9 protein-coding genes are annotated in these 12,672 nt (G+C 49.5%); all 9 read right to left on the minus strand.

Annotated features, from left to right (window positions below):
* Window positions 1-456: 456 nt before the first annotated feature.
* Window positions 457-1,875, minus strand: a complete 1,419-nt coding sequence (locus tag ACYUJT_RS21685; RefSeq protein WP_460326227.1) for an ABC transporter substrate-binding protein — start codon at window positions 1,873-1,875, stop codon at window positions 457-459.
* 95 nt (window positions 1,876-1,970) lie between these two features.
* Window positions 1,971-2,300 (minus strand): hypothetical protein, encoded by a 330-nt coding sequence (locus tag ACYUJT_RS21690; protein WP_460326229.1) that lies wholly within the window; start codon window positions 2,298-2,300, stop codon window positions 1,971-1,973.
* A 112-nt stretch (window positions 2,301-2,412) separates the two neighbouring features.
* Complete coding sequence (locus tag ACYUJT_RS21695; protein ID WP_460326231.1) at window positions 2,413-3,909, minus strand: ABC transporter substrate-binding protein; 1,497 nt, start codon at window positions 3,907-3,909, stop codon at window positions 2,413-2,415.
* A 208-nt stretch (window positions 3,910-4,117) separates the two neighbouring features.
* Window positions 4,118-6,127 carry an NAD-dependent DNA ligase LigA gene (ligA, locus tag ACYUJT_RS21700; RefSeq protein ID WP_460326233.1) on the minus strand — a complete coding sequence of 670 codons (2,010 nt, stop codon included), beginning with the start codon at window positions 6,125-6,127 and terminating at the stop codon, window positions 4,118-4,120.
* Window positions 6,128-6,152: 25 nt separating this feature from the next.
* Window positions 6,153-8,471, minus strand: coding sequence for a DNA helicase PcrA (pcrA, locus tag ACYUJT_RS21705; protein ID WP_460326235.1), 2,319 nt, complete (start codon window positions 8,469-8,471; stop codon window positions 6,153-6,155).
* 53 nt (window positions 8,472-8,524) lie between these two features.
* Complete coding sequence (gene pcrB / locus ACYUJT_RS21710) at window positions 8,525-9,223, minus strand: heptaprenylglyceryl phosphate synthase (RefSeq protein ID WP_460326238.1); 699 nt, start codon at window positions 9,221-9,223, stop codon at window positions 8,525-8,527.
* A gap of 163 nt (window positions 9,224-9,386) precedes the next feature.
* A complete protein-coding gene (locus ACYUJT_RS21715) occupies window positions 9,387-10,244 on the minus strand; it encodes a phosphatidylinositol-specific phospholipase C/glycerophosphodiester phosphodiesterase family protein (RefSeq protein WP_460326240.1) in 858 nt (285 codons plus the stop codon).
* Between the two features lie 42 nt (window positions 10,245-10,286).
* A complete protein-coding gene (locus ACYUJT_RS21720; protein WP_460326242.1) occupies window positions 10,287-11,693 on the minus strand; it encodes an undecaprenyl-phosphate glucose phosphotransferase in 1,407 nt (468 codons plus the stop codon).
* Window positions 11,690-12,634 (minus strand): glycosyltransferase family 2 protein, encoded by a 945-nt coding sequence (locus ACYUJT_RS21725; RefSeq protein WP_460326245.1) that lies wholly within the window; start codon window positions 12,632-12,634, stop codon window positions 11,690-11,692. Before ACYUJT_RS21725 ends, ACYUJT_RS21720 begins: the two co-directional genes overlap by 4 nt.
* Window positions 12,635-12,672 lie beyond the last annotated feature (38 nt).

Consider the following 12,672-nt stretch of genomic DNA (forward strand, 5'->3'; position numbering starts at 1 on the left):
GATGAAAGCATCGCATATCCAAATGGATGGGATCTTTCATCCGAGATGAAAGGAAGTTTTACCCGAAGGCAAAATCTCTTTCAGCTAAGATGTTTGACTTGCTCATTTTGAATCTGACGATTCATTGTTGAATCTTAAAAATAACGAGTTCCATTTGTTCAGTTTTCAAAGAACTTGCTTCCGTTCAACATAACTCAATTTGAATCGATTTTTGTCGAACGCTTAAGTATTATATCAGACTCGCATGTTGCTGTCAACTGTTTTCGAAGCTAATTTATTTAGCTCGTTTCGAGCGACAAATAATAATTTATCACGGCTGAAGACATAATGCAATATATTTTTTTGAATATTATAGTGGTAAAAAAAGCCTGTACACAATCGAATAAAAAAGCACCTTCCCGGTGCTATCATACTTGCTCGTCATTTAGCTCTTAGCCGTCTTATTGTCTAGTAAAACTACTTCTTATTATTCTCTTCCTCCGCCACCCTGGCCTCTTCTCTCTTGGCTTGATCCAGCAGCGCCTGTCCTTCCGACTCAATGGTCTGCAGCGCCTCGTCGAGAGTTGTCTTCTTATCCAGCACCAGCATCAACTCCCGCTCAGAAAGCTTGAACAATTCATTTGAGACCCCTGGAGGTGTGTCATACATAATAATACTATCATCCAACTTAGGCTTAAGCTTATAAAACTTCTCCAGGCTATGACCATGGTACTCCGTGGAATAATCCATTCTCGACAAAAGCCCATTGTTTATGGTTCTTGATTTTATCCGTGCATAGTCCTCACCGTTAATGAATTTGACCAATTCCCATGCTGCATCCACATTGGGAGAATCGGCTCGAATCGAATAAATGCCTCGAAGCGAAATATCACGGGTATACTCCGGAGCTGCCGGATCGACGGGGCCTGCGACCATTCCTACCTCAAACTCGTCAATATCTCTGACGTTCTCTCTGGCTTCATCCAATCTGCTGAGCAGGGATTGATCGCCTATCACCATCGCGATTCGTCCCATTAAGAAAAGCTGCCTCCTATAATAGTCCTCTATCGACCCATCTCCTAAAGAGTGGGAGTCCCCATCAGTATAAATAGCCCCCGACTCCCAGCCCTCCAAGGCAAGTTGGTAAATATTCTTCCAAGCGGGCGTGTTGATGGTCAGCTTCCCAGTCTGCTCATTTTGCATGCTCAAACCATACGTGGCGTTTAACGTGAAGATCCAGCTATCCCAAGACAAAGGAAATTGATCGCCAAAACCATATATCCGAGCCTTTTCATCCACTTCCGCAGGAAACCGGCGCGCGATGTCGATAACTTCCTGCCAGGTCATGCCATCATGAGGAAGCTCAACACCGTATCGGGTGAACAAGTCTGCATTATAATAAAGAACACTCCCCTGGAAAACGGGAGCAAGACCATAGAGCCGGCCATCGCCCTTTTCCTTTAACAACCCCACCAGATTTGGGAAAATCGAATCCACATTATATTGATCCCGCTGAATAAGCGGCTCAAATTCTATGAGCTTGCCGCTAGGAGCCAACTGTTCGAATTGCCTTGCGTTCAACATAAGAACATCTGGCTGCTCCTTCTCGATAAATTCCTCGAGTGCTCGCTCCGAATCCGCATAATCAACTTTTTGAAGCTCCCAGGTGCTGACAACCTCAACCTCAATATGGGGATATTTCATAGCAAACAAATCCCCGAAATTGTTAAAATACGTAGCCTCATCCCAATACATGACCTTTATCGCCGTCTTCCGGTTAGTATCCAGGATCTCCTGCTCTTGTCCGCAACCAGAGACCAACAGCAGTGAGAGCAGGAATGTGGAGATAACCCAATTGCTAATTCGTAAGCTATTCCTATGTATTTTTCTATACATGACAACCTCGCAGTACTAGAATTATATTAATTTCACGCTGACAAAAAATAAGGTTAATCCTAACTTTACGAAAAGAGGATTAACCTGTTGTGATTTTATGAAATTCGTATCAATCGACTTAAACCGATTTTCTCTCTTTTCCCTTTAGCTCCGCATATTTCATCAGCGCAACCACTCAGCCCGCCAGCAGTATAAATCCCCGACGCAATACGCAGAGCAATATTATAATCCGCTGTCAGGGCCCCAATTCCCGAGGAGCCTGCCGCAATATTCCCGAACATATTGGTCAGCGAATATAATCCGACAGCAAGACCAATAACGAATGACCCGGCGCCAAGGCTCTTGGCGAACGGTCCCATGACAGGCAGCTGTATAAACAAGTCCATAAAACAAAGCATGACGATGCCGTACAATAGTCGTTTCATATACACCCATCCGTTTTTTCTTAGCCAGCCCAGTTCACCGGATCATTCCGTCAGTATGGAGTCCATTGAATAAATTCCTTGTTCGAGTAGTATCTTCGGAAGAGTCTTCGGGTTAGCCCTCGTTAGCGCCGCCTTCTGTAGAGACTTCCGCGCCGTCAGAGCCTTCACTGGAGTTTGAAGTTTCTGCGGAGTTGTCAGCAGACCCTTCACTTGAACCGCCTTTGGCTTCCTCTTCCTTCTTCTTCTCTTCCTGTTCCTTCAGCGCTTGATCCAAAGCGACTTGGCCTTCGGACTCAATCTTCGCCAAAGCTTCATCCAGAGATTTGGTGTTATCTTCTACGGCCTTCAATTCCGTATCGAGTAGAGGCTGGAATTTTTCATAAAATCCGTTAGGGATTTTTCTCATTCCCGAGTAGTCGGTCGGCAGCGGCTTCAGTTTATAATAAGCCTCAAGACTAATGCCGTTATATTCGTCGGTGTATCCCATCCGGGACAACAATCCATTATTCAAGCTTCTCGACTTAATCTTGGCGAACTGGTCACCATTGACGAATTTGATGAATTCCCAGGCAGCATCCATATTCGGAGAATTTGCCGAAATGGCGAATACTTCGTTTACGCTGATGTTTCTGGATTTATCCGGGTCGGTAGATGCCGCCGGTCCCGCCACGATGCCCACTTCAAAAGGTTTGTAATCCTTCAAAGCTTCTGCAGCTTCCTTCATGTTGCGCAGAACATACGTGTCGCCGGTCGTCATCGCCGCTCTTCCCATCAAGAACGGCTGGCTTTGATAATATTCTTCCATCGAACCGCCTCTGAAGCCATCCTCTCCAGGGTTATAAAATACATTTGATTTCATGGCATCAAGAGCGGTCTGATATATTTTTTTCCACGAATCGGTATTCAACGTAAGCTTCATCGCATTCGTATCGATCTGTTCAATTCCTTCAGACGAGGAAATCATCGATGCAAGCTGCATCATGTTGATTCCCCAGTTATTGTCGAAGCCGTATATGCGAGTCTTCTCATCACCCTCGGTAGGAAATTGCTTGGCCAACTCTATAATGTCATACCAGCTCATGCCATCACGCGGCAATTCTACACCGTGTTTGGCAAACAAATCTGCGTTATACAAAATTGCCGAACCGTAAAAATTCGGAGTCAGACCGTAAATTTTATTATCCCCGCGTTCCTTCAAAAGTTCGATCAAAGCAGGATAAATCGTATCGATACTGTATTTGTCCCGCTCAATCAAAGTATCAAGCTCACGGATTTTACCTTCGGAAATATACGTCTCCATCTGATCTATGCTCACCATGAGCACGTCCGGTTGTTCCTTCTCGATAAAATCCTGAAAAGCCTTATCATAGTCCGCTTCGGGGCCCATATCTCTATAGATACTATTAGTGCTTACGACCTCGATCTCAATGTTAGGGTACTGCATGGTAAACAAATCGCCATATTGTTGGAAGAAGTAGTTTTCATCCCAGAACATCACTCTCAAGCTTTGCTGCTCGGGCTCTTTAGAACCGGGATTGCTAGTACATCCCGCTACAAGCACCAGGCACATGATCAAGAACAGCGTCTTTTTCATTCCTTTAATAAACATTTTTACCTCCAAAATTTGTATTTTCACTAGTTCATCATTATAAACGTAATTGATGGCAACATGGTTACATTTTGGAAGCTTTTTATATAAAAAAACTCATAAGGCTTGATAGATTGTATGTTTTTTCAAAAAAATACCCCCAGCAAGCTTCTGCCTGCCGAGGGATATTCCTTATACTTCTATTCAATTCCACATAATATCCTATGTTCTACTCGTTCAACAATCGAACGAACTCATTCTCGTCTTCGATGACCGGGATGCCGAGCTCCTTGGCCTTAGTCAGCTTACTACCCGCCTTCTCTCCGGCAATGACGAGATCGGTCTTCTTCGATACACTGCCCGTTACCTTGGCACCCAGAGCCTCAAGACGCTCCGATGCTTCATCACGGCTGAGCTGGTGCAGCGTTCCGGTGAGCACTACTGTCTTGCCCGTAAAGAAGGAATCTTTCACCGGTGCGCGCTCCTCCGGTGCTTTGGCCTCCACCCCAAGCTCCAACATTTTATGAATGCCCGCCTGCATGAACGGATCGGCGAAGAACGTAACGATGCTCTCGGCGACGATGCCTCCGATATCCGGCAGCTGCACCAGCTCTTCCTCCGTTGCCGACATAATCGGATTCAGATCGCGGAAATGATCGGCCAGCACCTTCGTGGTCGATTTACCGGTATTCGGAATACCTAGTGCATACAGGAAGGAAGCCAAATCCCGCCCCTTGCTCTTGTTGATCGCATCAAGCAGATTATTCGCCTTCTTCTCCCCGAAGCGGTCTAATTTAATGAGCTGCTCGAAGTTAATCTCATACAGGTCCGCCGGCTCGTGAATGTCCAGCTCATCGAATAGCTGCTCGGCTGTCTTGTCGCTAAGCGTCTCGATATCCATCGCGTCCCGGGAAGCGAAGTGAGTGATGCGAGTGACGATTTGCGGCTTGCAATCGAAGCGATTGTTGCAGAAGAGATGCGCTCCCCGCTGCTCCAGCGGAAAACCGCAAGCCGGACAGGTATCCGGGAACACGATTTCTCCGCCATCCTGCTCATCGGTCACTTTGCCGAGAATTTCTGGGATGACATCATTGGAGCGGCGAATGAACACGCGGGTTCCGAGCGCAAACTTCAAGTTCTTGCGCTCGATATCCCCGGCATTATTCAGCGTACAGTTCTGCACCGTTACGCCGGCCAGCTCAACAGGCTCAACCTTGGCGAGCGGTGTAATTTTGCCGGTACGCCCGACATTCCAGGATACCGATTCCAGAATCGTCGTCGTTTCCTCAGCCTCGAACTTATAGGCGATCGCCCATCTCGGAAATTTATCAGTATAGCCAAGTACCTCGCGGGTTCTCATATCCGTAACTTTAATGACGGCTCCATCAATTAGATAATCGAGTGAATCTCTGCGCTCCTGAATTTGTTCGAGCGCCTTCATCACCTGGGCGAAATCGTCAAAGTACTCGATATACGAGTTCACTTTGAAACGATTGTCCTGCAGGAAGCTCATCATCTCGCGATGATCTGTAAACTGAATGTTGTCGGAATAGCCAACGTTGTAGAAGTACGCATTCAGCTTCCGTTCTGCCGTCGTCCGTGGATTCAAATTCCGCAGCGCCCCAGCAGCGGCATTCCGGGCATTCTTCAACGGCTCGGCAGCGGTCTCGTTGTACTTGGCCAGGACGGACAGGTTCATGATACCCTCACCCTGAACCTCGATCGTGCCTTCGCGGTACGGAATTGTCAACGGTACCGACTTAATCGTCTTCACCTGAGCCAAAATTCCTTCGCCGACGACGCCGTTCCCCCGAGTAGAAGCCTGTACGAGCTTCCCGTCCGTATATGTCAGGTTCAGCGTTAGCCCGTCGAATTTAAGCTCAACGACATAGGTAGGCGGCGGAAGCGGGGTGTCCGGATTTTTGCTGTTATAATCCCCGATCAGACGAAGCACCCGGTTATTCCAGTTGATCAGGTGCTCCTCCGTTTGCGCTTTGTCCAGGCTCCAAAGCGAAGCCAAATGACGATGCGGCTCGAAGCCCTTTAGCAGCTCTCCGCCGACCCGTCCTGTAGGAGAATCGGGCAGAACGATGCCAGTCTCTGCCTCTAGCGCGGTTAACTGATCGTACAGGACATCATATTCCTTGTCGCTCACTAAAGGCTGATCCAAGGTGTAGTAATGATAGTTGTATTGGTTCAATTGCTCGACGAGCCGCTCCATCGTTTGCATCGCATCCATATACGGACAACCCTCCTAAATATGATTACTCTTCCACTTTCGTGATCGGCGCGAAGCCCGCAAGCAGCCGCTTCACTCCTGTCGGAGCAGGGAAAGCGATCTGCAGCTCCATATCATTCCCCGTGCCTTTAACCGCTACGATTGTCCCAATGCCCCATTTGCCATGCGACACTTTATCACCCGCATTGAAGTCGGCAGAGCCTGCCTTCTTGGCGGCCTGGGACGCGGTAACGCCGGTCGTCACGGTTACGCCGCTCGATGCCGGCGCAGACGGCCTTGCTCCTCCCCTATCGGTAGAACGGTGGCCGAAGTTGCTTCCTGTGCTTGCACCGAAGCCGCGGCCGCTATAAGCCCCGCCAATTCCTGCGCCCCGGCGGTAGCGGTCGCGGGCAATGTCGGTATCCTCCTTCAGTTCCTCCGGAATCTCCTCAAGGAACCGAGACGGAGCATTAGCCGACGTCCGCCCAAAGAGCGTACGCATTTGCGCGCAAGTGAGGAACAAGCGCTCCTCAGCTCTCGTAATGCCTACATAAGCAAGACGGCGTTCCTCTTCCAGCTCTTCGTCATCCTGAAACGCGCGGCTATGCGGAAACACCCCTTCCTCCATCCCGATAACGAAGACGACAGGGAACTCCAAGCCCTTGGCGCTATGCATGGTCATCAGGATGACCGCATCCCCGGGCTGATCCTCTTCCTCGTCATTCATCGTATCGATATCGGAGATCAGCGCCAAGTCGGTCAGAAACGCAACAAGCGTCTTATCTTCGTTATTTTTCTCGAACTCCATCGTCACCGAGAGGAACTCATCGATATTCTCGAGACGGGAGCGGGATTCGAGTGTATTCTCATTTTGCAGCTCCAAGCGGTACTGCGTCATTTCCAGCAATTTCTCCGTCAGCTCGGTCACGGATAAATATTCAACCATTTGATGCAGCGCAGCAATCATGTCATAGAATTCGACGAGTGCATTCCGCGTCCGTCCAGAAAATCCGAGGTCGTCCACCGTATAGAGCAGGCGGAAAAGCGATACTCCCCGCTCGGCCGCCGCAGCCGCCAGCTTGGCGACGGTCGTGTCGCCGATACCTCTTTTAGGCACATTAATAATCCGCGTTAAGCTGATATCGTCGTCCGGATTGGAAAGTAGCCGTAAATAAGCGAGCAAATCCTTGATCTCTTTGCGGTCGTAGAACTTAATCCCGCCGACGATTTGATAAGGAATATCGGATTTGATCAGCGTTTCCTCGATCACCCGGGATTGAGCGTTCGTCCGGTACAAAATAGCATGATCCCGATAGCTCCTGCCTCTTTTGATGCTATTATGAATTTCCGACGTGACGAAGTAGCCTTCGTCATGCTCGGAGCTTGCGCGGTATACTTTGATTTTGTCGCCGTCGCCTTTATCGGTCCACAGTTTTTTGGGCTTGCGGCCCGTATTCAGGGCAATGACAGCATTGGCCGCATTGAGGATGTTCGAGGTGGAGCGGTAGTTCTGCTCCAGGAGAATGGTCGTTGCCTCGGGATAATCCTCTTCGAAATTGAGTATGTTGGTAATGTCTGCTCCCCGCCAGCGGTAAATGGACTGGTCGCTGTCACCGACCACGCAAATGCGGTGATGCTTATTAGCCAACAGCTTGCAGAGCATGTACTGAGCCCTGTTCGTATCCTGATATTCATCGACATGAAGGTAAGAAAATTTCTTCTGGTAGAAATCGAGCACATCAGGTACTTCCTTGAACAGCTCGATCGTCTTCATAATCAGGTCATCGAAATCCAGAGAATTGTTCTGACGCAGCCGTTTCTGATACATCGTATAAACTTTAGCCACGATGCCCTCGAAGTAGTCCCCTATCTTTTGCTCATACTGTTGAGGGGTGATCAATTCGTTCTTGGCGGTGCTGATCATCGCCTGAACAGCCTTCGGCTCAAATTTCTTCGTATCCATATTCAGGTCCTTCATGCAATTGCGAATGACGGACAGCTGGTCGGTCGAATCGAGAATAGAGAAGCTCGAGGAGAAGCCGATCCGCTCGATGTCCCGCCGCAAAATCCGAACGCACATGGAGTGGAAGGTCGAGACCCAAATGTCCTTTCCTTCTTGCCCTACCAGTTGTGAAACGCGCTCCTGCATTTCCCGGGCTGCTTTGTTGGTAAACGTAATCGCAAGAATCGCCCATGGCGGGGCTTTGCGCGTAGCTATAAGATAAGCAATGCGATGCGTCAGCACTCGCGTCTTGCCGCTGCCCGCACCCGCCATAATGAGCAGCGGCCCCTCCGTCGTCACCACGGCTTTACGCTGCTCGGGATTCAGTTTTGTTATCGCATCTTGTATGTTCACAGGTTGCATAGAGAATACTCCTTTCATTCAGTTCAGAACACCTGGCAGCAGCAGGCAACTGCCTATGCCCAACTAGGCTTAACTGCAGTCACCGTCGTCAACGCCTGTTCCAGATCGCTGTACAGCGCATTGCCAACCACGATCGTATCGCAGGCCGCAGCGGCCAGCCGTGCCGTGCCGGCATCCTTGATGCCTCCGCCATAGAACAGCTGTGCATCGCCCAATGTGCGATGCACGGCAGAGACCAGCTCTAAATCGCCGAACATGCCGCTATATTCCAAATAAACAATCGGCAGATGCAGCAGTTTGTCGGCTATTTCCGCATAAGCAGCGGTCTCGGATTCCGTCAGGGCTGCATTCGCCTCGGAGACGGCTGCAGCGGTGCAATCCGGGTTCAAAATGATATAGCCCTCGGGAATCAACTGCTCCCAAGGGATCAAATAGCTATATTTATGGGCGGCTCGCGCATGATGACCGATCAGCCAATCGGGGTGCTTCGTATTCAGCACCATCGGAATCATGTATAAATCAAAGCCGGGAACGACCGCTTCCAGGCTGGAAACCTCCAGCACGCAAGGAACCTCGAACTGGCGGACCCGGGATAGAAGCTCTACCGTATTATCATAGGTAACGCCGCTCGAGCCCCCTACCATTATGGCATCGGTGCCGGACTGGCAGATCGCCTCCAAGGCCGCATCATCCAAGTTGCGGTCGGGGTCTATTTTGAATACATGTCGCCAGGACGATATCGTTTGCTTCAATTCCACTCCTCCTACATCGGCACGAAAAACGGGGCCTGCCACACGCCCCGCCACCTTAAATTCCCATTATTCATGATGTCTGTTCTAACGCGATATAACCGCTTCATTTCTAGTCTAAGTGACGAAGGATACCGTGTCAATGTTCGCATGTAAGGGGAACAGATCAAGACGCGGAATCAGTATCGTTCCCAGCCAGGAAATCGCTGTAGAAGCCGTATACACCCATCTTCTTATAGTCGGACACCAGCTTCATATCATTGATCGTATGGACATACGTCGGTATTCCCGCCCGCTTCAAGGATCTGACCAATTTCTCGTTAACCCGGCCCTCGGACATGGTTACTGCGGCGATCCCGTTGCTGCGGGCAAAGTTGATCACTTGCCGATCGCTGTCCTTCGATTGATAGAGCGTATAGATCACGGAATCAAAAGGATAGTACTGCTTAATCTGCCCCAGCATCGGCTGGTTGTAAATTTGCGGCACAATGCGTTCCAGCAGCTTCGGATCCTTGCTTTTCACGCTATCGACAATTTTGGCAAAAATGCTGTCGATTTCCTCAGGCTTGATCTGCTTCGTATCCGTCACGATGTAGATATCCGGATATTCCGCCAGCAGTTCCACGATATCGTCCCAAAAAAGCGGCTCGTACCTCCCGTCGACTTTGACATTTTCAAATTCCTCTGCCGTCCATACTGCCCCGGATCGCTCTTCGCTTATCCCGTCCTGCTGACGGAGCATGTTCGTGAAGAATTCTCCCCATTCATGGCGAGCGATCAATCGATCGTCCTTGCTCAGCAGCAAATCCACTTCGAACACCCGGGTTCCCTTCTCATAGTTGGCTATAAAAGCATTTCGCGTATTCGTGTAGGTCATGTCTTCAATTCCGCCCATCGCATGAGCGATGATGCGATGAGCTTTGAAGCCGGTAAGTGACTGTTCCGCTGGCCGCTGCCATATCGCAAACAGCACAATTCCTAGCGCACAGACAGCCAACAGACTATATAGCAGCTTGTTTCTCATCTTCTAACAACGTCCTTTGCTTCACGAAATTTCATACACAGTCTAGTAAGCATTCTTGTTCACGAAGCCGTGGATGATCGTCCGCAGAATGATTTTAATATCCAGCAGCATCGACCAATTCTCAATATAGAAAATATCATGCTGAATCCGTTCCTCGATCGACGTGTCCCCGCGCAGGCCATGTGTTTGCGCCCATCCGGTGATGCCCGGCCGGACGTGGTGCTTCACCATGTATTTCGGCACTTCCTCCCGGAACTGTTCTACAAAGTAAGGTCGCTCCGGACGGGGTCCCACAACGCTCATATGCCCCGCTAGCACGTTGAAAAACTGCGGCAGCTCGTCGATGCTCGTCTTGCGGATAAACGATCCGAACTTCGTCCGCCGCGGATCGTTCTCGGTCGTCCAGCCCGTATCAATGACCCCTTCCGGCAGCACATTCATCGAACGGAATTTATACATTTGAAATGTCCGGCGATTCAGCCCGACCCGTTCTTGCTTGAATATGACTGGACCCGGCGAGGTTAGCTTGATTCCGATCACGACGAACAGCATCACTGGCAAGGTCATAATAATAGCCGCTATGGAAAATACGATGTCAAAGGCCCGCTTCACCAGGCGGTTTCCCGTCATATCGAGCGGGATATCACGCACGTTGATCATCGGCATGCCCGCGAAGTTGTCGAAATACGGACGAGCTGGCAAGTAATCGAAAAAGTCGGGAATGATGAGCGTCCGCACACCGGCCTTTTCACAAGAAGAAATGATTCTAGCGTACTTGGAATGCGCGTTCAGCGGCAGAGCCAGCACCACTTCATCGATGAGCTTGCTTTCCAAAATCTCTTCGAGTTGATTGACCGTACCGAGAATCGGGCTGTATTTGCCCTTCTCGCCGACATTCCCCTGCTGATAATCGTCAAGAAATCCAATGATTTCATAACCGAGCTCCGGATATAACTTCAAATTGTCATGGAATTTGCGGCCGAGCGATCCGGCTCCGATGATGAGCACGAACTGCTTGTTGTAGCCTTTACGGCGAAGCTGCTTTAGCGATTTTTTGAGGAAATAACGATAAAGCATAATAAAGAGCAAATTTAAGCCTATATAAATAGCCAGATAGTACCGTGAAATGTCGACCTGCTTCACGAAGAACATTAAGCTGAGCAGGATAACGAGGCTCGTGAAATGCACTTGGATGATCTTCAGCACTTCATCGGCGAACCGCTTCTTGCGTTTGGGAGAATAAAAGGAAATGAGAATGCCCACCAGGATGGACACAGCACCGTAGACCAAACTCCAGAACGCATAGATCTCAATAGAAAGCGGCGGCTCGTAAGGAATAAGGCCGCTCTCGAATTTCACCCACCAGGCCAGCAGGAAAGAGAGCTGAATGAACATGAAATCGGCTAAAATATATAGTTGGGTCAGGAATCGCTGATTTTTCCGTATCATCGTCTCACCTCCATGTTACTGTCAGTTCCTTGTACCGCCTGCTGAGAGGCTGATCCAGGTACCGAGCGGATTGCCGGCTTGCCCGGCTTCAATTTGTTGCTGACCAAGGATAGCGTCAATTTTACGGCTATACCCGTGTAAATGATTGCATTCGTCAACCACGAATAGTGACGTTTATAATGCTTGCGGTGGAATACCCACATCGCCCGGTGGAATTCATAGATAATTTTAAATGGCTTGCGGCGGCTGCTCGCTCCTTTATAGTGAACAATGTATGTTGCCGGCTCATACTGAATGCCCCAGCCCGCTTCCTTAATGCGGTAGCACCAGTCGACATCCTCCCCATACATGAAAAAGGTCTCGTCGAGGCCACCGACTTGCTGGATGACCTCTCGCCGTACCAGCATGAAGGCCCCCATTAGGCAGTCAACCGGATATGCCTCGTTCGGATCGAGATAACCCAACTGGTACTGATTGAAACGCGGCGTGTTAGGAAACAGCCTGGAAAAGCCGAACGCATAATAGAACGAGGCCGATGGCGTAGGAAAACCCCGCCGGCAGGCTTTGTCCAGCGAACCATCGGGAAGGATGATTTTGCAGCCCGCCGCGCCAAGATCCGGCCGCTCATCCATGAGGGACACCATCGTTTGCAGCGTTTCCGGCTGAATGATCGTATCCGAATTAAGCAGCAGTACGTAGCGGCCGTTAGCGATCTCCATCGCCTGATTGTTCGCTTTGGCGAAGCCGGTATTCTCCTCGTTGGCGATAAGAATCACCTGCGGGAACTCGCGCGAAATCGCCTCTACGGAATCGTCCGAAGAAGCATTATCGACCACAAAAACTTCATATTGATAAGCCGTCCTGGAGTCGAACACCGATTGCAGACAATCGAGTGTTAGGCGGCAAGTATTGTAACTTACGATAATAATGCTTAAATCCATTATGAAACGCGCCCCTGACAAAAATAGTAATCTCTCGA

This window comes from Paenibacillus sp. YSY-4.3, from assembly GCF_054767475.1.

Bases quoted from the DNA above. Each gene is read 5' to 3' on its own strand.
- ACYUJT_RS21685 (WP_460326227.1), bottom strand. From the start codon at position 1,875: ATGTATAGAAAAATACATAGGAATAGCTTACGAATTAGCAATTGGGTT.
- ACYUJT_RS21690 (WP_460326229.1), bottom strand. From the start codon at position 2,300: ATGAAACGACTATTGTACGGCATCGTCATGCTTTGTTTTATGGACTTG.
- ACYUJT_RS21695 (WP_460326231.1), bottom strand. From the start codon at position 3,909: ATGTTTATTAAAGGAATGAAAAAGACGCTGTTCTTGATCATGTGCCTG.
- ligA (WP_460326233.1), bottom strand. From the start codon at position 6,127: ATGGATGCGATGCAAACGATGGAGCGGCTCGTCGAGCAATTGAACCAA.
- pcrA (WP_460326235.1), bottom strand. From the start codon at position 8,471: ATGCAACCTGTGAACATACAAGATGCGATAACAAAACTGAATCCCGAG.
- ACYUJT_RS21715 (WP_460326240.1), bottom strand. From the start codon at position 10,244: ATGAGAAACAAGCTGCTATATAGTCTGTTGGCTGTCTGTGCGCTAGGA.
- ACYUJT_RS21720 (WP_460326242.1), bottom strand. From the start codon at position 11,693: ATGATACGGAAAAATCAGCGATTCCTGACCCAACTATATATTTTAGCC.
- ACYUJT_RS21725 (WP_460326245.1), bottom strand. From the start codon at position 12,634: ATGGATTTAAGCATTATTATCGTAAGTTACAATACTTGCCGCCTAACA.